18 protein-coding genes are annotated in these 23,325 nt (G+C 38.7%); 13 read left to right on the plus strand and 5 right to left on the minus strand.

The annotated features are described in order from the left end of the window. Positions 1-25 precede the first annotated feature (25 nt). Together leuS and ABFY81_RS13740 are read right to left on the minus strand one after the other, a co-directional pair. Positions 26-2,650 (minus strand): leucine--tRNA ligase, encoded by a 2,625-nt coding sequence (gene leuS, locus ABFY81_RS13735; protein ID WP_212511933.1) that lies wholly within the window; start codon positions 2,648-2,650, stop codon positions 26-28. A gap of 187 nt (positions 2,651-2,837) precedes the next feature. Continuing rightward, entirely contained in the window at positions 2,838-3,182 is a 345-nt protein-coding gene (locus ABFY81_RS13740; protein WP_347913979.1) for a DUF4124 domain-containing protein, read from the minus strand. A 503-nt stretch (positions 3,183-3,685) separates the two neighbouring features. Here ABFY81_RS13740 and ABFY81_RS13745 point away from each other — a divergent pair. From ABFY81_RS13745 to ABFY81_RS13765, 5 genes are all read left to right on the plus strand, one after another. Continuing rightward, positions 3,686-5,410, plus strand: coding sequence for an acetolactate synthase 3 large subunit (locus ABFY81_RS13745; RefSeq protein ID WP_004698721.1), 1,725 nt, complete (start codon positions 3,686-3,688; stop codon positions 5,408-5,410). After that, entirely contained in the window at positions 5,410-5,901 is a 492-nt protein-coding gene (gene ilvN, locus ABFY81_RS13750; RefSeq protein ID WP_004698718.1) for an acetolactate synthase small subunit, read from the plus strand. The genes ABFY81_RS13745 and ilvN overlap by 1 nt, the downstream gene beginning before the upstream one ends. A 32-nt stretch (positions 5,902-5,933) precedes the next feature. After that, a complete protein-coding gene (ilvC, locus tag ABFY81_RS13755; protein ID WP_004698717.1) occupies positions 5,934-6,950 on the plus strand; it encodes a ketol-acid reductoisomerase in 1,017 nt (338 codons plus the stop codon). 464 nt (positions 6,951-7,414) lie between these two features. Continuing rightward, positions 7,415-9,469 carry an EAL domain-containing protein gene (locus ABFY81_RS13760; RefSeq protein ID WP_347913980.1) on the plus strand — a complete coding sequence of 685 codons (2,055 nt, stop codon included), beginning with the start codon at positions 7,415-7,417 and terminating at the stop codon, positions 9,467-9,469. Positions 9,470-10,570: 1,101 nt separating this feature from the next. Next, complete coding sequence (locus ABFY81_RS13765) at positions 10,571-11,134, plus strand: helix-turn-helix domain-containing protein (protein WP_347913981.1); 564 nt, start codon at positions 10,571-10,573, stop codon at positions 11,132-11,134. A 174-nt stretch (positions 11,135-11,308) separates the two neighbouring features. Here the strand turns inward: ABFY81_RS13765 and ABFY81_RS13770 are convergent, their stop codons facing one another. Beyond that, positions 11,309-11,881: a TetR/AcrR family transcriptional regulator gene (locus tag ABFY81_RS13770; protein WP_240061964.1), complete on the minus strand. Its 573-nt coding sequence runs from the start codon at positions 11,879-11,881 to the stop codon at positions 11,309-11,311. Between the two features lie 330 nt (positions 11,882-12,211). On the opposite strand from ABFY81_RS13770, the gene ABFY81_RS13775 reads away from it, so the two are divergent. The 7 genes from ABFY81_RS13775 (at position 12,212) to ABFY81_RS13805 (ending at position 21,620) form a co-directional block, all read left to right on the plus strand. Beyond that, a complete protein-coding gene (locus ABFY81_RS13775) occupies positions 12,212-13,075 on the plus strand; it encodes a hypothetical protein (RefSeq protein ID WP_004698707.1) in 864 nt (287 codons plus the stop codon). A 227-nt stretch (positions 13,076-13,302) separates the two neighbouring features. After that, complete coding sequence (locus tag ABFY81_RS13780) at positions 13,303-14,895, plus strand: peptide chain release factor 3 (RefSeq protein ID WP_004698705.1); 1,593 nt, start codon at positions 13,303-13,305, stop codon at positions 14,893-14,895. Between the two features lie 69 nt (positions 14,896-14,964). Further along, a complete protein-coding gene (locus ABFY81_RS13785) occupies positions 14,965-15,807 on the plus strand; it encodes a hypothetical protein (RefSeq protein WP_049065592.1) in 843 nt (280 codons plus the stop codon). An 87-nt stretch (positions 15,808-15,894) separates the two neighbouring features. Next, positions 15,895-16,836 carry an RsiV family protein gene (locus ABFY81_RS13790; protein WP_151761230.1) on the plus strand — a complete coding sequence of 314 codons (942 nt, stop codon included), beginning with the start codon at positions 15,895-15,897 and terminating at the stop codon, positions 16,834-16,836. Further along, on the plus strand, positions 16,836-17,648 hold the full coding sequence (locus tag ABFY81_RS13795) for a TatD family hydrolase (protein WP_347913983.1): 813 nt from the start codon (positions 16,836-16,838) through the stop codon (positions 17,646-17,648). The genes ABFY81_RS13790 and ABFY81_RS13795 overlap by 1 nt, the downstream gene beginning before the upstream one ends. Before the next feature lie 124 nt (positions 17,649-17,772). Then, positions 17,773-20,529 carry an aconitate hydratase AcnA gene (gene acnA, locus ABFY81_RS13800; RefSeq protein ID WP_191000724.1) on the plus strand — a complete coding sequence of 919 codons (2,757 nt, stop codon included), beginning with the start codon at positions 17,773-17,775 and terminating at the stop codon, positions 20,527-20,529. 329 nt (positions 20,530-20,858) lie between these two features. After that, positions 20,859-21,620, plus strand: a complete 762-nt coding sequence (locus ABFY81_RS13805) for a tRNA threonylcarbamoyladenosine dehydratase (protein ID WP_004883258.1) — start codon at positions 20,859-20,861, stop codon at positions 21,618-21,620. 63 nt (positions 21,621-21,683) lie between these two features. Here the strand turns inward: ABFY81_RS13805 and ABFY81_RS13810 are convergent, their stop codons facing one another. Next, positions 21,684-21,806, minus strand: a complete 123-nt coding sequence (locus ABFY81_RS13810; RefSeq protein WP_077162730.1) for a hypothetical protein — start codon at positions 21,804-21,806, stop codon at positions 21,684-21,686. A gap of 96 nt (positions 21,807-21,902) precedes the next feature. On the opposite strand from ABFY81_RS13810, the gene ABFY81_RS13815 reads away from it, so the two are divergent. Further along, complete coding sequence (locus ABFY81_RS13815; protein WP_347913984.1) at positions 21,903-22,817, plus strand: LysR family transcriptional regulator; 915 nt, start codon at positions 21,903-21,905, stop codon at positions 22,815-22,817. Here the strand turns inward: ABFY81_RS13815 and ABFY81_RS13820 are convergent. Then, positions 22,809-23,318, minus strand: a complete 510-nt coding sequence (locus ABFY81_RS13820) for a hypothetical protein (protein ID WP_004698691.1) — start codon at positions 23,316-23,318, stop codon at positions 22,809-22,811. The two genes, ABFY81_RS13815 and ABFY81_RS13820, sit on opposite strands and share 9 nt — an antisense overlap. Positions 23,319-23,325: the final 7 nt, after the last annotated feature.

The following is a 23,325-nucleotide window of genomic DNA, read 5'->3' on the forward strand; positions in this document are numbered from 1 at the left end:
TTGATCCTCTCATTAATACCTGTAATTAAACCACGAGGTTAACCAATTTGTTTGGAACCACAATTTCTTTTTTGGTTGGTCCTGTTAAGAACTGTTGAACTTCTGGTAATGCTTTAGCCTGAGCTAATAAGTCATCTTTAGAAATATCGACAGAAACTTCAAGTTTACCGCGAAGTTTACCATTTACTTGTACAACAATCGTTTGGGTATTACGTGTTAATGCAGAAGCATCAACCTCAGGGAAGATTGCTGCTGTTAAGTCCGTACCAAACTGAGTCAATAAAGTTTGACTTAAATGCGGTGCAAATGGAGCAAGTAACGTTAACAATGTTGTGATTGCTTCACGTTCTACAGCAACATCATTGTCATCTTTTGCTTCAAACTTGTTGCTTGCGTTTAACAATTCCATCAAAGCAGCAATTGCAGTGTTGAATGCATGACGACGTTCAATATCATCACTTACTTTTTGAATCGTTTCGTGAGTCTTACGACGTAAATCTTGAGCATCTTTAGACAAGTTTGCTGTATCGATTGCAGTTGCAGCGTTTCCTTTTTCAAGGAAGCTTGCTACAAGACGCCATACACGTTTCAAGAAACGGTTAGCACCTTCAACACCTGCATCAGACCATTCTAAAGATTGATCTGGTGGAGCAGCAAACATCATAAATACACGTGCGGTATCTGCACCGTATTGATCAATAATTGCTTGTGGGTCAATACCGTTATTTTTCGACTTAGACATTTTCTCTTGTCCGCCGATAATCACTTCTTGACCGTCACCTGAATATTTTGCAGAAAGAATACGACCTTTTTCATCACGTTCTAATTCGATGTCAGCAGGGTTGAACCAAGTTTTCTTACCATTTTCTGCTTCACGATAGAATGTATCTGCAAGCACCATGCCTTGAGTTAACAAGTTAGTAAATGGTTCATTACCTTGTACAACGCCTTCATCACGCATTAATTTGTGGAAGAAACGTGCATAAAGTAAGTGAAGAATCGCGTGTTCCACACCACCAATATACTGGTTTACAGGAAGCCAGTTTTGAGCAGCTTCAGGTTTCACCATACCGCCAGTGAAGTCTGGAGACGCATAGCGTGCGTAGTACCAAGATGACTCTACGAATGTATCCAATGTATCTGTTTCACGACGTGCATCGCCACCACAGCAAGGACATTTCGTTTCATAGAACTCAGGCATTTTATTAAGCGGGTTACCTGAACCATCTGGAACAACGTCAGTTGGTAATACAACCGGAAGTTGGTCTTCTGGAACTGTGACTTGACCACAAGTATCACAGTTAATCATTGGAATTGGACAACCCCAGTAACGTTGACGAGAAACACCCCAGTCACGTAAACGGAATTGAACTTTAGAGTTTGCTAAACCTTGTGGTTCTAATTTCGCAAGGAATGCGTCAAACGCAGCTTGGAATTCTAAACCGTCAAACTCACCAGAGTTAACAAGTTTACCTTCTTTAGAACCGTACCATTCTTGCCACTCAGTTGCAGAGTAGTCTGCATCGTCAGCGCCTTTGGCATCAATCACTTGCTTAATTGGTAAGCTGAACTTGTTAGCAAATTCAAAATCACGTTCGTCATGTGCTGGTACAGCCATCACTGCGCCAGAACCATAAGACATTAATACGTAGTTTGCGATCCAGACAGGAAGCTGTTCACCAGTTACAGGGTGTTTTACAAACAAGCCTGTTGCCATGCCTTTTTTCTCGGCTGTTGCCAAGTCAGCTTCTGCAACTGAACCCATACGGCATTCTTCAATAAATGCAGCCAATTCAGGGTTGTTTTCAGCAGCTTTAAGCGCAAGAGGGTGTTCTGCTGCAACAGCAACATATGTCACGCCCATCAGCGTGTCAGCACGTGTTGTATAAACAGTTAAGCCGTCAGCATAAATTTCTGTATTGGCAGATGGGAAAGTAATTTCCATGCCAGTAGAGCGACCAATCCAGTTACGTTGCATGGTCAACACTTGTTGAGGCCAGCCGTCTTTTAAAGTGTCTAGGTCGTCTAGTAATTCTTGTGCATAGTCCGTAATACGGAAGTAGTACATTGGAATATCGCGTTTTTCAACCAATGCACCAGAACGCCAGCCACGACCATTTTCAACTTGTTCGTTAGCTAAAACTGTTTGGTCAACCGGGTCCCAGTTTACTGTTGAAAGCTTACGGTAGATTAAGCCTTTTTTATAAAGTTGAACGAACAACCATTGTTCCCAGTGATAGTACTCTGGTGTACAAGTTGCAAATTCACGGTCCCAATCTACAGATAGACCTAATTTTTTTAATTGGTCACGCATATAAGCGATGTTTTCAAATGTCCATTTTGCCGGAGCAACTTTATGGGCAATTGCAGCGTTTTCTGCAGGTAAACCAAACGCGTCCCAACCCATTGGTTGTAGCACGGTTTCGCCTTTTAGACGGTAAAAACGGCTAATTACGTCGCCAATTGTATAGTTACGCACATGACCCATGTGCAGTTTGCCACTTGGGTAAGGGAACATTGACAGGATGTAACGATGTTTACCTTCGACAGTGTCGGCAACTTTAAAGACTTTACGATTTTCCCAATCTTGTTGGACTGATGGTTCAATCGTGTTTGCTTGATATTCTGGGTCAATGTGAGAAATAGTCATAGACGTAAGCTATACAACGAAAATTGAAATGAAAGATTGCTGCACAGCATAGCGCAAAATACAGGGAAATGTCAGTTTTTAGATCACGATTTTATCTTTTAATATGAGCTATAAAAATTTCCCAACTCATTCTTCTTTATTTTAAATCATGGAAGAGTGGTGAAAGTATTCACCACTCTTCTTTTACTTAACGTGGTGCTGTAGCAGATGGAGCCGGTGCCGCAGATGGAGCTGCTGCTACGGTTGTATTTTTTTCCTGTACAGCGTTAGCTGCTGGTACGGCTTTATCTGTTTTATCTTGAGTTTGTTGTTCTGGGGTTGGTGTCGAATTCTTTACAGGTAGCTGGGTGCCATAAGTCGAAACTGTGTTCAAATGTTTCGCGCCTTTAGGCGGTGGTGTCGTGGTGTAGTGTGTCGAGCCACTTTTATCTACCCATTTGTAATATTGCTCTGCCTGACTCTGACTTGAGTAAACTAAAATCGCTGTTGCGAATGCTGTATATAAGCTTGTTTTTAAATAAGATAAGTTCATATTGGATGTTCCCCAAAAAATACTGACTATATTTAAATAAAGTTCATAAATAAGCAATTTAGAATGAGTGGTTTTATATCAAAAAGAGTGTTTTTTATATAAATAATGGAGCAGGGTGATCAAATTTACGATTCGATATTAGATTAAAAAAACGTCAGCTAGTTTTTTTTATGGAAAAACCTTTCCTTTAATCTTGACTTTAGTGAATTAAACAACAAAAATGCTTTCTTTAGTTTTATATGCGATTATTTGATCACCCTTCGAATAACCGTCATGTTTTGTAATAGACATTCTCTCTAGCCGAGAGATTGATTTTACTAAAGTATGTATATCCAGACATGCTTTATTAATGTTAAAAAAGCTTATACGGCTGAAAAACAGAAATTTTTCTATTGCAACGAAAACTAGACAATATGTGTGCTATAACAGTGCAGACAATTCAATGAATGAAACACTATTTGTGCCTTCCATAAATAGTGATAAAGAATTTAGGGTGAATCACGTTGGAACTTTTATCTGGTGGTGAAATGCTCGTTCGTGCTCTTGCGGACGAAGGCGTTGAACATGTTTTTGGTTATCCAGGCGGCGCTGTATTACATATTTATGATGCGCTATTTCAACAAGACAAAATCAATCATTACCTCGTACGTCATGAACAAGCTGCTGGTCATATGGCAGATGCTTACTCACGTGCCACAGGTAAGACTGGCGTAGTACTGGTCACTTCAGGACCTGGCGCAACCAATACAGTAACTCCTATTGCAACAGCTTATATGGACTCAATCCCAATGGTGATTTTGTCTGGCCAAGTTGCATCACATCTTATTGGTGAAGACGCTTTCCAAGAAACTGATATGGTGGGTATTTCACGTCCTATCGTGAAACACAGTTTCCAAGTTCGTCACGCAAGTGAAATTCCTGCAATTATCAAAAAAGCATTTTATATCGCATCAAGTGGTCGCCCTGGCCCAGTTGTAGTCGATATTCCTAAAGATGCGACGAATCCAGCAGAAAAGTTTGCATACGAATATCCTGAAAAAGTGAAGATGCGTTCTTATCAACCACCTTCACGTGGTCACTCTGGTCAAATTCGTAAAGCGATTGATGAACTTTTAAGTGCAAAGCGTCCTATCATTTATACAGGTGGTGGTGTTGTTCAAGGTAATGCATCAGCATTATTAACTGAACTCGCTCATTTATTAGGTTATCCAGTAACTAACACGCTTATGGGCCTTGGTGGCTTCCCGGGCGACGATCCACAGTTCGTGGGTATGTTAGGTATGCATGGTACTTATGAAGCAAATATGACAATGCATAATGCTGATGTCATTCTTGCGGTAGGTGCTCGTTTTGATGACCGAGTAACTAATAATCCTGCAAAATTCTGTTTAAATGCCAAAGTTATTCATATTGATATTGACCCGGCAAGCATTTCAAAAACAATTATGGCGCACATTCCAATTGTAGGGGCAGTTGAGCCTGTACTTCAGGAAATGTTGACCCAGTTGAAACAATTGAATGTGTCTAAGCCAAACCCTGAAGCGATTGCTGCATGGTGGGATCAAATTAATGAATGGCGTAAAGTTCATGGCTTGAAGTTTGAAACACCGACTGATGGCACAATGAAGCCTCAGCAAGTTGTTGAAGCTTTATATAAAGTAACGAATGGTGATGCCATCATTACTTCAGACGTTGGTCAGCATCAAATGTTTGGTGCGTTGTACTACAAGTACAAACGTCCACGTCAATGGATCAACTCTGGTGGTCTTGGCACCATGGGAGTTGGTTTACCTTATGCCATGGCTGCGAAGCTTGCTTTCCCAGATCAACAAGTTGTTTGTATTACGGGTGAAGCTTCAATTCAAATGTGTATTCAAGAGCTTTCAACTTGTAAGCAATACGGCATGAATGTGAAGATCTTATGCTTGAATAACCGTGCTTTAGGTATGGTTAAACAGTGGCAAGATATGAACTACGAAGGCCGTCATTCAAGCTCATATGTTGAATCATTGCCTGATTTTGGCAAGTTGATGGAAGCTTATGGCCATGTTGGTATTCAAATTGATCATGCTGATGAATTAGAGTCAAAGCTTGCTGAAGCAATGGCGATTAATGATAAATGTGTATTCATCAACGTTATGGTTGATCGCACAGAACATGTATATCCAATGTTGATCGCAGGTCAGTCCATGAAGGATATGTGGTTAGGTAAAGGGGAGCGTACATAATGAGACATATTATTTCTGTACTCGTTGAAAACGAAGCTGGTGCGCTTTCTCGTTTGGTGGGTTTATTCAGTCAACGTAACTACAACATTGAGACGTTGAATGTTGCCCCAACCGAAGATCCTACGTTATCACGTTTAACGTTAACCACTTATGGTGATGACCATAAAATTGAACAGATTACGAAGCAACTCAACAAACTTGTTGAAGTTGTAAAAGTAGTAGATTTATCAGAAGGTTCACACATTGAGCGTGAACTGATGTTGATTAAAGTAAAAGCGTTAGGTGCTTCACGTGCTGAAATTAAGCGTACAGCGGATATTTTCCGTGCGCAAATTGTAGACGTGACATCAACAACCTATACCATTCAAATAGCAGGGACAACTGAAAAATTAGATGGTTTTATTGATGCGCTTTCAGAAAACACCATTCTAGAAGTCGTTCGTTCAGGGGTATCTGGTATCGCCCGTGGCGAAAAAGTTTTAGCCATTTAATTTTTTAAAAAGTATTTTAGCGGAGAACACAAATGCAAATTTTTTACGACAAAGACTGTGACTTATCAATCATCCAAGGCAAGAAAGTAGCGATTATTGGTTACGGTTCTCAAGGTCATGCACATGCACTTAACCTTAAAGACTCAGGCGTAGACGTAACTGTAGGTTTACGTGCTGGTTCAGCTTCTTGGAAGAAAGCTGAAAATGCGGGTCTTAAAGTTGCTGAAGTTCCAGCAGCAGTTAAGCAAGCTGACCTCGTAATGATTTTGACTCCAGATGAATTCCAATCACAACTTTACCGTGACGTGATTGAGCCAAACATCAAAGAAGGCGCGACTTTAGCATTTGCTCATGGTTTCTCTGTTCTATATAACCAAGTTGTTCCACGTAAAGACTTAGACGTAATCATGGTTGCGCCTAAAGCTCCTGGTCACACAGTACGTTCAGAATTCCAACGTGGTTCAGGTGTTCCTGACTTAATCGCAATTCACCAAGATGCTTCTGGTAATGCGCGTAACGTTGCACTTTCTTACGCTTCTGGCGTAGGTGGTGGTCGTACAGGTATTATCGAAACTTCATTCCGTGAAGAAACTGAAACTGACTTATTCGGTGAGCAAGCAGTTCTTTGTGGTGGTGCAGTTGAACTTGTTAAAATGGGCTTCGAAACTTTAGTTGAAGCTGGTTATGCTCCTGAAATGGCTTACTTCGAGTGCTTACACGAACTTAAGTTAATCGTTGACTTGATGTTCGAAGGCGGTATCGCTGACATGAACTACTCAGTGTCTAACAACGCTGAATATGGTGAATACGTAACTGGCGTTGAAGTAATTAACGAACAATCTCGTGAAGCAATGCGTAATGCATTAAAACGTATTCAATCTGGTGAATACGCGAAGATGTTCATTCAAGAAGGTGCGTTGAACTACCCATCTATGACAGCTCGTCGTCGTCAAAATGCTGCACATGGTATTGAAGTAACTGGTAATAAGTTACGTGCGATGATGCCTTGGATTCAAGCAAACAAAATCGTAGATAAAGAGAAAAACTAAGTTTTTTCTTTAGCTTTAAAAGTGCGTTAGCGAAGTAAAACTTCGCTCTTGCACTCGGGCAGAGCGGTGCTCTGCTAGTCCTCGTTCATACCTTGGATTCAAGCGAACAAGATCGTAGATAAAGAGAAAAACTAAGTCTCTTTTCTAGTGTTTCTAAAAACCCTGCTTAATGCAGGGTTTTTTATTTTAATTCAGCTAAAAACCAAGCTTAAAAAATCATCATTAAGGTCAGCTGACCTAGACTCAAGAAATCCTATATTTTTCATATAATTGGATGCTTAATTTTTGTTTAGTTTATTGATTTCTAAAGTAAAAAATACTTGACCAAATGTTAGATAATGTTATTGTTTATAACTGACTAAAAAAGTCAAATTTACTAATATTTCTTTAACGTGTTTAATTGTATTTTGTGCAATGAATTGAACAAAATAAAAAAAAGTATTGAATAATCATGGAAGTCCAGTATGGGTCATGTTGATTACGATAGCACATTGATCGTCGGCTCTTTTATTGCGGCTGGCGTTATTTGCTATATTGTGATTTCCATGGAGCAGTTAATATTTAAGCAAGCTTATAGAAAAGTTGAGCCTCTTATTTTAATACTGAATGGTTTATTGCTCGGAGCAGCCATTAGTATTGTCCATATTGTTGGTATGAATGCTTACCACATATTTGAAACTTCAGCCTCGAATGTTCCATTAATTACACTTTCTTACGGTATTAGTGCCTTACTTTCGTGTATCTCAATTTGGCTGACTTCTCGCTATACCTTACCTTTAGTGAGACTGATTTTAAGTTCAGTCATTATGGGAATTGGTATTTCCGCTTCGTACTATGTGAGTATGTTGGGTTGGAGTATCGATCTTTATAAGAAAGATTACACCTCATTCTTAATTCTATTTTCTGTATTAATTGCCATGAGTGGCTCAGGCTTGGCTTTCTTGCTAGCCTATAAGTTAAAAGAAAGTGACCGTAATCGCGTAAGTTTAAAACTAGCTTTCGCAGTCATGATGACTTTAAGCATTATGGGAATGCACTATACGGCACTTATTGCGACAAATATTACCGATAAATTTGTAAGCCAATATCAGGCTGAACATGATTTGCTGCTGTTTACCATTATTTTAGTCACCTGCTTGGTTCTGGTCGCGAGTTTTATCGTTGCTGTACTGGAACAACGACTCAATCAGCGCAATTTAGAACTCCGAAAAGCCAATAAAGAACTCGCAAATCTCTCCATTCAAGATAATCTAACTAAGCTACCAAACAGACTATATTTAGTTGACTACGCCGAAGTTCTCCTTTCAGACCATCGTTATAAAGACCAAAAAATTGCTTTTCTTTATATAGATTTAGATCGTTTTAAATCGGTAAATGATGCGTTTGGTCATCATATTGGAGATCAACTCCTTATTCAGATGGCGAACCGTTTACATTGGCAACTTAGTGAAAAATGCAAGTTGCTAAGAATTGGTGGTGATGAGTTTTTATTAATAGCTGAAAATACCGATACTGATGGAGCTGTATATTTAGCTGAAAAAGTATTGCAGCTCATTCAAGAAAGTTATCAAATTTCCGGTAAAGAAATTAACATTTCAGCGAGTCTTGGTATCGCACTGTTTCCTGAACATGGGCAAAATGTTCAAGACTTACTTATGAATGCCGATGCAGCAATGCTGATGTCTAAAGAGCAAGGCCGCAACACTTATACCGTCTTTAGTTATTCTACTCATCAACAAGAAACAAGAAGTCAGTCAAAACTAATCAACGATTTATATAAAGCAGTCGACGAAAAGCAATTTGTTCTTTATTACCAGCCGAAGTTTAATACCAATCTTGAAATTTGTGGGGTAGAAGCGCTTATTCGCTGGAACCATCCAACGTTGGGTATGCTTACGCCACACATGTTTATTGGCGGTGCAGAAAAGACAGGTTTAATTATTCCAATGGGATATTGGGCGCTTGAACAAGCTTGCCAGCAAATTCAGGAATGGGAACGCAATAATACTCATTTTTATCCAGTTGCAGTCAATTTATCGGCCTTACAGTTTGAAAATAAAAAGCTCTTTAGTACCCTCGAAAGCCTGTTAAAAAAATACCAAATTAAGCCTCATCACCTTACTGTTGAAATTACTGAATCAACAGCAATGCGACATATCGACTTAAGCATTCGTGCTTGTGAGCGACTACGTGATATGGGTATTCGAGTGGCCATTGATGACTTTGGAACAGGGCATTCAAGCTTCTTATATTTAAAAGACTTACCAGTCGATGAGCTTAAAATTGACCGTGGTTTTATTGTCGATTTAAAACCGGGTTCAAAAGAAGAAGTCATTTTAGAAAGTATTATTCACTTGGCGAAAAAGTTAGGTTTAACCGTAACAGCCGAAGGGGTAGAAACTCAGCAGCAAGTTGAAATTTTAACGCGTTTAGGCTGTCAGCAGTTCCAAGGTTATTTGTTGGGTATGCCTGTAAATGTAGGGCAACTGATCCAGTCACAAGGCGCTCATTTTGTTTAGGTGTTTTAGACGGAAGTAAAATTTATATTTATAGAATATCTAAAAATACATTTTAGATTAATTAAAAAATTAAATAAATTTAATAGCTTAAGCGATTTTTTATGGTTGACAGTTTTAATATCTCGGTCTATCTTTTTCACGTTTGAGCTATACAGCTAATTCATTAATCAAGTCTTGTTAAAGTTCAGCAGAGGCACATACTTTTAAAGTAATGGTCTACTTTATTGATGGTTGAATGAAAGAGGGACATCTTTGGGTGTACTGGTAATGTCTTTCACCAGTCTGTCAACCCGCTTTCGTTCTGCCGCCATCATTTGTAGGTTGAGCTATATAACTGATTTGTTGATTAAGTCTTCTTAAAGTTTAGTAGAGGCACATACTTTTAAAGTAATGGTCTACTTTATTGATGGCTGAATGAAAGAGGGACACCTTTAGGTGTGCTAGAGTCGTACTAGTCTGTTAACCCTCTTTCATTCTGCCGCCTAAAATACTTTATAAATATAGCGATTAAAAACAATATGGTTTTTATATTTATATAATATCTAAAATAATAATTTAGTTAATCTAATGAAAAACAATAAGAAATTTAAAATCTTGGCATAAATTCCACATTGACACTTCTAAACTCTCAGATTATCCTTTGCCTGCTGGCCTACATTGCCAGCCGGTTGTCGCAGACCGTTTCACACCGCATCAGAGCTATTTCATCTGAGGAATAGTTTTGTGTGTACACTCGTCCCCTCTCGTAGCGGTAGGACGGGAGAGGGACACCTTCGGGTGTGCTAGTTGTGTGACTAGTCTGCGAACCCTCTTTCGTTCTGCCACCATAATTCTAAATTCATGCTTTGGCAGAACTCCAAATATAAGGAGTTGGCTATGCATACTTTTTTTATACCACCAGATTAGTCTTTAACAGGGTTTGATTACTTTTGAGTTTTCAGACTTTAGTTCGTCACGACTAAAAAATCATATGAACAATAAAACTTGAGATGCGTTAGGGCCATCTTTGGGGCCTTTGCATGCTTTTTTGCCTAAAGCAAAAGTTGCAGCCGTTTTCTCTCATTTAGACACAACAACAAATTAATTTATAACGGTATATATATGCCATATTCAGATCTCTCATTTCGCGCGTTAAGTGCGCTGCATAAGTCTCGCTATCTTTTTAGTCAACATGGTTTTCACAACGTCGGTGTCGATCGACTTGCGAGAGAGGCAGAGGTCCCGAAAGCCTCATTTTATAACTATTTCCACTCTAAACAGCGGTTGGTTGAAATGTGCCTAAACTTTCAAAAAGATGCCTTAAAAGAGCAAGTACACTCAATCATTTACATACAAAAAGATTTAGCATTACGTGAAAAGCTCAAGAAGATTTTCTTTTTACATACCAATTTAAATGGCAACTATTACTTATTATTTAGAGCTATTTTTGAAATTGAAAAAATCTACCCAACAGCTTATCAAGTGGTGGTGCAGTATAGATATTGGCTCATTAAGGAAATCTGTAATTTGCTTTTAACCCTAAAGAAAGAAGCCACCCAACAAGATGCTTATATGTTTTTGTTTGTAATGGATGGGGCGATTATGCAATTACTCGATGCAAACAGGGGAGATACGCGAGATATGTTACTGGTGTATATTTTAAAGAGTATTTTTATGTGTGATTAATTAATTTAAATAAATAAGCTTACCTAACACTATATTTTTATTGAGGAATATTTAAAGGATTAAAGTTATATAAAGTTAAGGCCGTTATGTAGCGAGTACATATCGGCCTAATTTATATTGATTAAGAGAAGAAGCAAGTCTGCTTATATAAATAAACTAAATTATTAAGTTTATTTAAGCAGCTGCACATCTCAGAGTTGTTTCGAGTTCAATTAGTTTGTTTATATAAGACCATGTTTCTTCAGGGTTAATTTCTGGCTTATTAATGGTGGCATCAATAATAAGTCCATCTATAATATTAAGAAAAAGGCTACTTAGAACTTTTGGATCTTCAATTTCTAAATCTGAAAATATTTCAAAAACTACATGGTAAATCCAGTTTCGGTATTTATTAACTTGAACTTTAACAGATGGATACATTTGTAGTACTTCAATGGTCGCTTTTTTAAATAAGCATCCATTAAAATCTTCAGTATTAATCCAGTCTATATACCAATTAAAAACACTTTTAAGTTTATTTAATGGGTTGTTTACACTGTTAACTTTGTCTAATAAAGACGCCTGAACCTCTAAAATCCGTCGTTGAAGACATTCTTCAATTAAAATCTCTTTAGAAGAGAAGTACTTATAGAACGTCATTTTTGCAACATTGGATTCAGCAATAATTTTGTCAATACCAATAGAGGTATAACTTTTTTGATTAAAAAGGGTCATTGCTGTTGTTATAATCGTTTCTCTTTTTGACATTGGTTGCCCCGTCATAGATATTTTTTGATTAACTTTGCTATTGTAAAGTATGAAAGCTTAAATAAAACTTATTTTATGATATTTAAAAAATCATATTTATTCAATAGTTTGGTTTATTTTAAAAATTGTGAATTTTTATATTTTATTGGCAATAGTTTACTTTTTTAAATAATATTAATTAATCCATTGATTTGTTGAGATAATGAACATAATATCGGATCGTTAAGTATGGGTATACGGAATTTATCCTTTTAGCAAATGAGTGCAAAATGGAAATAGAGGGATGACCCACAGCTTAACTATAAGAAAAACTTTTTATTGAGAATGATTATGTCAAAAAAATTTGAAGACTTTGATAATCCAAGACAAAAAGCATTACAAGGTATGAAAAACAGTATTTCTGCCCAACAGTGGGAAGAAAACTTACAATTTCTCAAACAGTTAAGGAATAGAATTGCACATTTACCAGTAAGTCATCATCCAGCCATTGAAATATTAAATAACGGTTATCTTGATAAACAAACCCTGACACGTATTCATTTAGAATATCGTCATGCCATCGTACAAATTTTTACTGATGCTTTATTACAGGCACAGTTTCTCACGAAGCAGTTGGAACCAAAGCTTCACTCTGGCGCTAAAATGTTTCCTAGGGTGTTATTAAGCTTAAATATATTGGATGAATTCGGTTTTAGACCGGGTTTAGGTAAAGATAATTATTATTTAGGGAACCCTGAATATGCACATTATCCTTTATATGAAGATTTATTAAATGATTATGGTTTGACTGAGGCAGACCGCCGTAATTATAAACCTTCTAAAATTTCAGATCAGGTAAGAACATTCTTAGAAGATTCTTATGATAGCTATATGAAAGTTGTGGCTTTATTGGCCGTAGCAGAAGAAGAAGTCATTCTTTTTAGCCCGCCATTAAGACAAGCAACCAAGTTTGTAAATATTGATGTTGAGGGTGGGGGTTATTATCACGTACATGGTGTTTCAACAGATGAAACGGCTGAAGCTGCTGATGATGACCATCAAGATGACTTGTGGTTTGCATTAGCACAAGCGATTACTCCAAGTGACTATGAAAGTTTAACCAAACTATGTCTTGATTATTGTGCATTGTGGACTGAATTTTGGGATGCCCAAATTGCCGATGTTCAATTTATTGAAGAAAAGAAATTGGCATAAGCTTCTAAGTTTATTCATAAAAAGCCTGTTTATATTGAACAGGCTTTTTTAATGGTGAATGCCATGAGTTCTTTAGGGCTTCACGAAAAATATTCCTGACATGAAAACACGGGCAGACAACTCAACAATCTCTAAACAGTACCTATAAATCTGCTACAATTACGCCAATTTTTATTTTGATCGACTTTAGATCTTTGGCACTGCAATCTCCGCAGTAGGTGTATTTCATGAGTTTTAAAGATGAGTTAGCGGCACAGGTCGCTCAACGACGCACATTTGCTATTATTTCCCACCCCGATGCCGGTAAAACCACCATGACAGAAAAACTGTTGTTATGGGGTAAAGCGATTCAGGTTGCAGGGATGGTAAAAAGCCGTAAATCTGACCGTGCAGCTACATCTGACTGGATGGAAATGGAAAAAGAACGTGGTATTTCGATCACCACGTCTGTTATGCAGTTCCCATATAAAGGTCACACGATTAACTTACTCGATACACCGGGGCACGAAGACTTCTCGGAAGATACTTATCGTACGCTTACCGCGGTTGACTCTGCACTCATGGTAATTGACGGTGCAAAAGGTGTCGAAGAGCGTACCATCAAATTGATGGAAGTGTGTCGTATGCGTGACACACCAATTATTTCTTTCGTCAACAAAATGGACCGCGAAATTCGTGAGCCACTTGAGTTGTTAGACGAAATCGAAAACGTTTTAAACATTCGTTGTGTACCAATTACATGGCCACTTGGTATGGGTCGTGACTTTGCTGGTGTATACAATATTCTTGAAAATAAATTGTATGTGTACAAAGCAGGTTTTGGTTCAACGATTACAGATATTGAAGTGCGTGATGGTTATGATCATGCCGATATTCGTGAAAAAGTAGGTGAGTTAGCTTGGGCTTCATTTGAAGAGTCGCTTGAGCTTGTACAAATGGCAAATGAGCCATTAGACCGCGAGCTTTTCTTACAAGGTAAACAAACACCTGTTCTATTTGGTACAGCATTAGGTAACTTTGGTGTTGACCACGTTCTAGATGCATTTATGCACTGGGCACCTGAACCTAAAGCTCACCCAACGCAAGAGCGTGTGGTTGAAGCGAAAGAAGAAGGTTTCTCTGGTTTTGTATTTAAAATCCAAGCCAACATGGACCCTAAACACCGTGACCGTATTGCGTTCATGCGTATTTGTTCAGGTAAATACGAGAAAGGCCTGAAAATGAACCACGTGCGTATTGGTAAAGAAGTCCGCATTAGTGATGCATTGACTTTCTTGGCTGGTGAGCGTGAGCATTTAGAAGAAGCATGGCCGGGTGATATTATTGGTTTACATAACCACGGCACAATTCAGATTGGTGATACTTTCACTAGTGGCGAAAACTTGCACTTCACCGGTATTCCACACTTCGCGCCAGAAATGTTCCGCCGTGTACGTTTGAAAGATCCATTAAAGTCAAAACAGTTGCAAAAAGGTTTGAAAGAGTTGTCTGAAGAAGGTGCAACTCAGGTGTTTATGCCGCAAATTAGCAATGATTTGATTGTGGGTGCAGTTGGTGTGCTTCAGTTCGACGTCGTTGCTTACCGCTTGAAAGAAGAATATAAAGTTGACTGTGTTTACGAGCCAGTAAGTGTAAATACTGTGCGTTGGATTCATTGTGATGATGACAAGATTCTTAATGAGTTCAAGAAAAAAGCACACGACCAGCTTTCAATTGATGGTGGCGGTCACTTAACGTATCTTGCTCCAAGCCGAGTGAATTTGCAGATTATGCAAGAGCGTTGGCCTGACATTCAGTTCCGTAACACTCGTGAACACTAATCATGTAAACATAACAAACAGCTTCGAATAGAAGCTGTTTTGTTTTGAAAAATAAGAAAGGATGATGAAATGAATTTGAGTAAAAAAGCAATTATTGCACTTGTAGTTGCAGCCATAGCATTAATTTCTGCTATTTCTGCATTTGTCTGGAAGGGTACTCAGTCCTCATCATCCTCTCAAAAAAATGTAGCTTCTGCTAAAGATCACTCTGCTGAGAAAGCAGAGGTACTACCTTATTTAAATTTGACCGAAACCAAGGCAAATTATGCAGTGCCTTTTTGTGAAAAGAAAAACTGTATTGATGTCGATATTCAAACGATAAAAACTCAAGATACTTGGTTAAATAGCTGGATTGAAAAAAATCAGGCGAAAGTCATTCAGACTCAAATTGATTTGAAAAAAGATTTGAGCTTGCAACAAGCAGTAGATGCTTACGTCAAAAAGTCTGATGAATGGCAAGATAAATATTCTAAAAACCGTGCCTATGAGTTACACATTCATACGCGCATTGCTTCGCAGCGTAATCAGTATGTTTTATTGCAATTAGGTTTGGATAGTAAACAGGAAGAAGTCACGATAAAAGATCGTTATTATTTTTTTGTGGCTGACCGTAAATTGCATAAAAGTTTAACTTTGCTTGATGTACTTCAAAAAGACCAACAAACCACTGTGCATCAAATCGTGCAAACTGCTTATCAAGACTGGCTCAAAAAGCAAAGCGCTGACGTCAAAAAAGACGCTCCAAAAACCTTATATTGGGGACAAGCAGACTGGTTCTTTGATGGTGAAGGTGTAGGTTTGCATTATCAGGCAAATCAGATTACCAAAGATGCTCCTCAGCTCGATATTTATTTAACGACAGAGCAAACTAAAAAAATATTACAACCTGAGGTTTATGAACAAATGTTCTAAGTTGGTAGCAGAATTTGCAACCTACTTATAGATGCGCTAACTTCATATCAGTTATGCATAATCTTCTCAGAATAAAGGCAAAATATGATGTTAACTTCTAAGGCCTCGTTCCGTTTAACGCTACTTGCTTCTGCGTTATTTTTAGTGGCATGTCAGCCCAAAAGTGATCCTAAAGAATCGGAAGATCAGCAAAAACCCGCAGTGGTTGAGCAAAAGCCTGTAGAGCTGACTTTAAAAGGGGAAACGGTTCCTAGTAAGGTGATTTTGCCAGACTGTAGTGGTAAAACTTGCCCAGACTTTAGAGTAGAGCGCCTGCAAAGTAACTATCCTTTCATTGATAAGATTATTGACCAACAAGTTTTAAAAGCACTTGGTCAGATTCTTGAAATTGCGAAGCCAGATCAAAAAGCAGAAAAAACTGATAAAAATACAGAGGCCTCGGCAGTTGCTGCTGCTAACCAACAAGATAGTTTTGATGTTGAAGTTCAGCGCTATGCAAATTCATTTGTTGGCTTAGACAATGAATTAAAAGCGCTAAGTAATAATCATCAAATTAACCTTTTAGTGAAACCTAAAATTATACAGTCACAAGGTAAAGTGGTAACCGTTGTCGTTAATAGCAGTAGCTATTTAGGTGGTGCACATGGTTCGGCAGCACAGCAATATTATAATTTTGATTTAAAAGAACAAAAGCACATCAAACTTGAAGACTTATTACGCCCGCAGAAAAAAGCGGCTTTAGAAAAGTTAGCACATGAAGTATTTAAAGCTTGGGTGACTGACTCAAAGCTTGCCAATAGTGTGAGTGAATATGAACAAGCTTGGCCATTTAAACTTACAGAGAACTTCTTGTTAGGTGATCAGGGTTTGATTCTTCAATATGGTGAGTACGAAATTGGGCCTTACGTCGTTGGGTTGCCTCGTTTAGTTATTCCATATGACCAATTGCAAGATGTGTTGAAAGAAGAATATTTGCCACAGCCTAAAGCCAAACCAGCTTCGGCTCCCGTTGCAAAAAGTGCTAACTAATGCATTTGTTTGATACCCATACCCATTTTGATGTTGCCGATTTTGATGAAGATCGGCAACAGTTAGCCCATGAGGCTAAGAAAGTGGGTGTAGATGCTTTGGTGTTAATTGGCTTTTTGCAGTCACGCTTTGATGAATTATTGCAAACCCATCACCAGCTTAAGCAGTGGGATAATGTACCGACTTCTTATTTAGCACCGGGGTTGCATCCATTTTATATTGAGCAGCATAGGTCAGAGCATCTTTCTCATCTTGAACAAATTTTGCGGCAAGAAGAGTGTGTAGCCGTAGGTGAAATTGGTTTAGATACTTTATTAAAAGAGCATAAGCACCCTGATATCTATGCGAAGCAAAAACAATATTTTGCCGATCAGTTAGAGCTGGCAACCCAATATCAAAAACCAGTACTTCTCCATATTAGAAAAGCACATGGCGATGTACTCGCAATATTAAAAGCTCAGAAATTTAAACTGGGTGGAATTGCTCATGCTTTTAGTGGTGGCATAGAAGAAGCGAAAGGCTTAATTAAACTTGGGTTTAAAATTGGTGTGACTGGGCAAATTACTAATCCGAATGCAAAAAAACTTCATACGGTTGTGCAGGCCATAGGTGCCGAGCACTTGGTGATAGAAACAGATTGCCCAGATATGACACCGCTTTGCTGTCAAACCTCTGCTGAGCAGCGTACTCGCAATACTCCTGTAAACTTACCGTTTGTACTCAAAAGTTTGGCCGAAAATTTAAATATGGCTGAGTCAGATTTAGCCGAAAAACTGTGGAAAAACTCTCTATCTGCTTTGAAATTATCGTAATAAAAATCAAAGATTAAAAATATTAACTAAAACAAAACACAGCGATTAGAAAAGAAGCTTAAAGTAAGAAAACAACATGTAAAAACGTGAAAAATAACATTGCCAGACATGGGAGGATAACCCAATGGCTAAGTATAGCAATATCAATAGTTTTAATGCTCTACAGACGCTAACAGTAGGTTCCAGCAATTATCAGATTTTTAGCTTAAGCCAAGCCGAGAAAAAGCTAGGTGACATTGCCAAACTGCCGAAATCATTAAAAGTACTGTTGGAAAACTTATTACGGTTTGAAGATCAGCATAGCGTTAAAACAGAACACATTCATGCTTTAGCAGAGTGGTTAAAAACCCGTAGTTCAGATCAAGAAATTCAGTACCGACCTGCACGGGTTTTAATGCAGGATTTTACTGGTGTTCCGGCTGTGGTTGACTTGGCTGCCATGCGTGCAGCAATGGCACAAGCGGGTGGTGATCCTGAAAAAATTAATCCGTTATCACCTGTAGACTTAGTCATTGACCACTCTGTGATGGTTGACCATTTTGCCGATGATCAGGCTTTTGAAGAAAACGTTCAAATTGAAATGCAACGTAATGGTGAGCGATATCAATTTTTGCGTTGGGGACAATCTGCATTTAATAACTTTAGTGTCGTGCCTCCGGGTACAGGTATTTGTCATCAGGTCAATTTAGAATATTTAGCTCAAGCAGTATGGCTCGGTGAAGATAACGGCCAAACTTTTGCTTTCCCTGACACCTTGGTCGGTACAGACTCGCATACCACGATGATTAATGGTTTAGGTGTATTGGGTTGGGGCGTTGGTGGTATTGAAGCAGAAGCTGCCATGCTCGGCCAACCTATTTCTATGCTTATTCCTGAGGTTATTGGATTTAAACTCACAGGTAAATTACAAGAAGGGATTACAGCGACCGACTTGGTGCTCACTATTACTCAAATGCTTCGCCAAAAAGGTGTGGTGGGTAAATTTGTAGAATTTTATGGAGACGGTTTAGCCGACTTACCACTTGCTGACCGCGCAACTATTGCCAATATGGCACCTGAATATGGTGCGACTTGTGGTTTCTTCCCAATCGATGAAGTGACTTTGGGGTATTTGAAATTAACTGGTCGTCAAAGTGACCGTATTGAATTGGTTGAAGCGTACAGCAAAGCTCAAGGCTTATGGCGTAATGCTGGCGATGAACCAGTTTTCACCGATACGTTAAGTTTAGATATGAGTACGGTTCAGGCAAGTCTAGCTGGTCCAAAACGCCCACAAGACCGTGTACTGTTGTCAGAAGTGCCTAAAACGTTTAATGCCTTAATGGAGTTAAATCTAAAGCCTGTAAAAGAAGCTAAAGAGCGTTTGGAAAATGAAGGCGGCGGTGGTACGGCTGTACAAGCGACCAAATCCAATATTCAGCATGAAAGCCCATCCTGTGTAATTGATGGAGAAAAGTATCCTTTAAATCATGGCGATGTCGTCATTTCAGCAATTACTTCATGTACCAATACTTCTAATCCAAGTGTCATGCTGGCAGCAGGTCTACTTGCTAAAAAAGCCATTGAAAAAGGCTTGCAGCGTAAACCATGGGTAAAAAGTTCACTTGCACCTGGCTCTAAAGTCGTGACGGACTATTTGTTGGCTGCTGGGCTCACGCCGTATTTAGATGAGTTGGGCTATAACTTGGTAGGATATGGTTGTACAACCTGTATTGGTAACTCAGGTCCACTACCCGAACCAGTTGAAGAAGCAATTCAATGCCATGATTTGAATGTTGCATCAGTACTTTCGGGTAACCGTAACTTTGAAGGGCGTGTACACCCATTAGTTAAAACAAACTGGCTTGCTTCGCCACCTTTGGTAGTTGCTTACGGTTTAGTTGGGAATATTCGTACTGACTTAACGACGCAACCCATCGGGGAAGGTAAAGATGGACAACCTGTTTACTTAAAAGATATCTGGCCAAGTCAGGCAGAAATTGATGAAGTGCTGCAAAAAGTAAATACCGACATGTTCCACAAAGAATATGCTGCAGTATTTGATGGTGATGAAAGTTGGCAAGCGATTCAGATTCCAAAGAGTAAAACTTACGAATGGGCTGATGACTCGACTTATATTCGCCATCCGCCGTTCTTTGAAGGAATTGGTGAACCGCCAAAACCAATTAAGAATATTGAACAGGCACGTATTTTGGCAGTGCTTGGTGACTCGGTAACGACCGACCATATTTCGCCAGCAGGTAATATCAAAAAAGACAGTCCGGCAGGCCGATATTTACAAGAGCAAGGTGTTGAGCCAAAAGACTTCAACTCTTATGGTTCGCGACGTGGTAATCATGAAGTCATGATGCGAGGTACCTTTGCCAACATTCGTATTAAAAACGAAATGCTCGGCGGTGAAGAAGGCGGTAATACTATTCATGTGCCAAGTGGTGAGAAGCTTGCCATTTATGATGCAGCAATGCGTTATCAACAAGAGCATACGCCGCTTGTGATTATTGCTGGTAAAGAATACGGAACAGGTTCTTCACGTGACTGGGCTGCCAAAGGAACGAACTTGTTAGGTGTAAAAGCCGTGATTGCCGAAAGCTTCGAGCGTATTCACCGTTCAAACTTGGTGGGTATGGGGGTGTTGCCACTCCAGTTTGTTGATGGACAAACCAGACAGTCCCTCAATTTAACTGGTCATGAGGTCATCTCGATTCGTGGGTTATCGGATGGTATTCAGCCCCATGAAATTCTAGAAGTTGATGTGAAAGGGCCAAATGGAGTAGCCAGCCATTTTAATGTGTTATGTCGAATTGATACGTTAAATGAGGTTGAGTACTTTAAGGCTGGTGGTATTTTGCATTATGTACTGCGGAATTTGATTGCTGGTTAATGTTGTCTTGAGATTAATACCAATCAATATTTTTATTGGTTGGTATTGGAAGAATTATCACGACGGGGTCCTCCCGTAAAAAATTCTAATAGCAGTAGCTCATAACCCTACTTTTGTTTCGGCAAAAGTAGGCAAAACCATTGCCATTCACAGAACCTGTTCAATATTAATTAGTATCTTACGTTTTGCAAAAACAGTATCTTGTCGATGCTCGACAGGCTGTGAATGGCTTTGGCACCAATCAGATAGCTGGCTAGTGCCAAGTAGCAATTTGGTTTTGAAAAGCAGTAAAATACTCCCCGTGTTTTATATCCCCTCAAAGAGCAGCAATGACCGATCTCCAACAAGATGAATATGACCGCCGTTTTGCAGGTGTAGCCAAAATTTATGGTGATTCATCGTTCCAGCACTATGAAAAAAGTCATGTAATGGTGATTGGTATTGGTGGGGTCGGCAGTTGGGCGGTAGAAGCTTTAGCACGTACAGGTATTGGCGAGATCACGCTGGTAGATATGGACGTGGTTGCAGCATCAAATGTAAACCGTCAGCTACCTGCAATGACATCAACTCTGGGCTGTGAAAAAGTTGAAATTATGGCGGAGCGTTGTCGCCAAATTAACCCGCGTATTAAAGTTAATATTATTGATGATTTCTTAACACCTGAAAATGTCACAGAGCTTTTAAACCCTGTACCAGATATTGTGTTGGACTGCATCGATGACGTTAAAGCAAAACTCGCTTTAATGCTGCATTGTCGTTTTAACAAAATACCTTTGATTGTGTCGGGCGGAGCGGGTGGTAAGCTTGATCCACTTAAAATTCGTGTGGCTGATTTATCAAAAACAGAACAAGACCCAATGTTAGCGAAGCTACGTAGTCAACTTCGTGCTCGCGGCATCTGTAAAAAGCCAAAAGAGAAATTTGGTATTACCTGCATTTATTCTATCGACAACCCATTTTCTAGTGCAGACGTCTGCCCATCAGCTGGCCTTCGCTGTGGTGGTTATGGTTCCGCAGTAGTGGTGACTTCAAGTTTTGCCATGATTGCTGTGGCTGAAGTTTTGAAAAAGCTCGATTTAAAGAAAGCCTAATTTAAATATTGAAAAGGCATGCGCTTATGCGAGTGCATGCCTTTTATTTTTGAGAGAAACTATTTAATCATATAGCTCTATAGTGTCGTGTTTGGGCTGTGTTGGAAGCTGCTGATCGTAAAATTTAAAACACCATAAAAGTAGAACAACGACAGTAAAGATGGTGAAACCTTTAAAATACTTCATGAATAATTCAATCAAGTGAGTGGTCTTGATAAAATTCTAGCGAAGGCAATCTATCTAATCTAATATAGAAAATAGACCTAATAATCTAATTTTGAGATGGTAATGCTCACATTAAAACAATTCCAATATTTTATAAAAATTGTAGAAGAAGGGAGTTTTACTGCTGCTTCAGAAAAGCTCTTTATTGCTCAGTCTGCTTTAAGTCGACAAATGAAGCTATTAGAAGAAGAAATTGATTTTCAGTTATTTGATCGCACTGATAAGAAAGTAAAGCTTACAACGGCAGGAGAGGTCTTCTATAAAAAAATAAAAAATAATATGCACTATTTAAATGAAATTATTGGAGTTTCTAAGAATATTGCTGAAGGAAAAAATCGCCAGATTAAAATTGCTCACTCGAGCAGTATTATTATGGATGAGAGAAAGATTCATATATTAAAAGAAATTAGCTTAGCCAATCATATAAATTTTGAGATAAATACTTTGTCGTCTGAGCATCAAATTCTAGCTTTAATGAATGGTGAAATTGATATTGGTTTTATTCGGCCGCCCGTTCGGCACACCTTAGAAGACATGAATGTTCTTAAATTATATGAAGAGCCTTTAATGGTAGCTGTCCATATTGATCATTCCAAGTTTACTAAAGAAGAAAAGGTTTATTTAAAAGAATTAAAAGATGAGCATTTTGTAGCTACACCTTATGCGGAAAGAGGGGGCTTAAGTTATTTGGTGGCAAATCTGTGTCTAGCTGCAGGATTTACTCCGCAAAAAGCCCCAATTCAGTCTCGTAAGGTTTCGCAGCTACAATTGGTTTCTGCAAATTTGGGAATTAGTATTGTTCCCCAAGAGTTTGAGAAAATATTGCCCCATCAGGTCAAGCTACTACCTTTGGCAGATTATTTGTCACTTTCAGAAGTTCAGTTGGTCTATAGAAAAGATCATGATGAAATGATTCAACGCTGTGCCGAGCAAATTCATCAAATGTTTTATCTTAAAAATGAATTAGCCTAATCTGTAGTAAGTATAAGTAACGCTATCATCTTTATAGACGTCATAACTGCTTTGTTTAAAGTCAGAAACCCATTCACTGCCTGTGTAACCAGCAATATGTCCATAAACGTGATTGCGGGTTCTATGAATGATGTAAATGTCGCCTTCTTGTGGCTCATCAAAAGCTGGATCAATTTCTTTATAGCCAATCTTTTTCAGGGTATCACCCCAATCAGATGCTGCAATTGGATGGTTTTCAACATCGGCACCAGCAGACTCAAGTGCAAGACGAATGCTACGTGCACAACGAGCTTTACTGCGTCTAGAGGTAACACTTTCTAATTTTGCTACGAATTTTTCTACATCTATGGCTGGAGGGGTGTTGCTTTCAGTGCGGTGATTATTGGGTTTCATGGTGAAGGGATAAGGAAGGCTTGGTGTGCTGTGTGATACAACAATCGCTGCCTGATTTGAATCCTGATACATATAGTTATCAGCTACTTGTCCGTCATAAATAATCATCGTGAAA

Origin of the sequence: Acinetobacter sp. WA-87 (genome assembly GCF_039938935.1) — a bacterium.
GTDB lineage: Bacteria > Pseudomonadota > Gammaproteobacteria > Pseudomonadales > Moraxellaceae > Acinetobacter > Acinetobacter seifertii.

Excerpts from the sequence above, each read along its gene's own strand:
- leuS (WP_212511933.1), bottom strand. The coding sequence starts at position 2,650 with ATGACTATTTCTCACATTGACCCAGAATATCAAGCAAACACGATTGAA.
- ABFY81_RS13740 (WP_347913979.1), bottom strand. The coding sequence starts at position 3,182 with ATGAACTTATCTTATTTAAAAACAAGCTTATATACAGCATTCGCAACA.
- ilvN (WP_004698718.1), top strand. The coding sequence starts at position 5,410 with ATGAGACATATTATTTCTGTACTCGTTGAAAACGAAGCTGGTGCGCTT.
- ilvC (WP_004698717.1), top strand. The coding sequence starts at position 5,934 with ATGCAAATTTTTTACGACAAAGACTGTGACTTATCAATCATCCAAGGC.
- ABFY81_RS13760 (WP_347913980.1), top strand. The coding sequence starts at position 7,415 with ATGGGTCATGTTGATTACGATAGCACATTGATCGTCGGCTCTTTTATT.
- ABFY81_RS13765 (WP_347913981.1), top strand. The coding sequence starts at position 10,571 with ATGCCATATTCAGATCTCTCATTTCGCGCGTTAAGTGCGCTGCATAAG.
- ABFY81_RS13770 (WP_240061964.1), bottom strand. The coding sequence starts at position 11,881 with ATGTCAAAAAGAGAAACGATTATAACAACAGCAATGACCCTTTTTAAT.
- ABFY81_RS13775 (WP_004698707.1), top strand. The coding sequence starts at position 12,212 with ATGTCAAAAAAATTTGAAGACTTTGATAATCCAAGACAAAAAGCATTA.
- ABFY81_RS13780 (WP_004698705.1), top strand. The coding sequence starts at position 13,303 with ATGAGTTTTAAAGATGAGTTAGCGGCACAGGTCGCTCAACGACGCACA.
- ABFY81_RS13785 (WP_049065592.1), top strand. The coding sequence starts at position 14,965 with ATGAATTTGAGTAAAAAAGCAATTATTGCACTTGTAGTTGCAGCCATA.
- ABFY81_RS13790 (WP_151761230.1), top strand. The coding sequence starts at position 15,895 with ATGTTAACTTCTAAGGCCTCGTTCCGTTTAACGCTACTTGCTTCTGCG.
- ABFY81_RS13795 (WP_347913983.1), top strand. The coding sequence starts at position 16,836 with ATGCATTTGTTTGATACCCATACCCATTTTGATGTTGCCGATTTTGAT.
- acnA (WP_191000724.1), top strand. The coding sequence starts at position 17,773 with ATGGCTAAGTATAGCAATATCAATAGTTTTAATGCTCTACAGACGCTA.
- ABFY81_RS13805 (WP_004883258.1), top strand. The coding sequence starts at position 20,859 with ATGACCGATCTCCAACAAGATGAATATGACCGCCGTTTTGCAGGTGTA.
- ABFY81_RS13810 (WP_077162730.1), bottom strand. The coding sequence starts at position 21,806 with ATGAAGTATTTTAAAGGTTTCACCATCTTTACTGTCGTTGTTCTACTT.
- ABFY81_RS13815 (WP_347913984.1), top strand. The coding sequence starts at position 21,903 with ATGGTAATGCTCACATTAAAACAATTCCAATATTTTATAAAAATTGTA.
- ABFY81_RS13820 (WP_004698691.1), bottom strand. The coding sequence starts at position 23,318 with ATGATTATTTATGACGGACAAGTAGCTGATAACTATATGTATCAGGAT.